Annotated in this window: 1 protein-coding gene; it reads right to left on the reverse strand. The window is 59.2% G+C overall.

Going from position 1 to position 593, the window contains the following annotated elements:
* On the reverse strand, positions 1–593 hold a 593-nt coding region (locus ACR1XY_RS24840; RefSeq protein WP_480597543.1), incomplete at both ends, for a hypothetical protein.

Consider the following 593-nt stretch of genomic DNA (forward strand, 5'->3'; position numbering starts at 1 on the left):
GGCGTCAGGGCTTGCTGGATCGCTTCGCCAGCGGCTCGATCAGCCTCATTGGCCGCGTCGACACGAACTCTGTCCAACGCAGCGAGAATGCTGGCCTCGGTGACGCCGTCAGCAGGTGGTGCGCCGGTTGTCTCGGTGAGAGCATCACGCAGAGCTTCTTTGCGAGCGGCCGCGGCGGCGGCTTCTGATTGCGCCCAATCCATTTCCTCTTGAAGGATGGCCAGCTCCTCCCGAATTGGGCGGCGCAGGGTTTCTGCGGTTGGGCCGTCCTTGACGATGGAGAGTTGCTGTTCGAGTGCGGAAATCTGTCCGCCAAGTTCGGCGATATGGGCTGACAGATCAGCCGTGTACTCATCCGTCGCAAGATTACCGCTGTTGGTGCCTTCGCGGAGCTGTTCATCAATCCGGGTTGCTGCGACCTGTGTTTCTTCAGGAAGCGATGTGAAGCCGCGTGTCCCGGAAATCGCGGGCCTTTCCTGCTTGATCTTGTCGCTCCAAAACAGGGTGGGCAGCGCATTCCAAGCCTTGAGTAACCCTTCTGCGTTGATCCATTCATCCCAACCCAGCGGCTCGATGACATAACTCCAAAGAAA

The sequence above is a fragment of the Ruegeria sp. AD11(2025) genome (assembly GCF_056542405.1).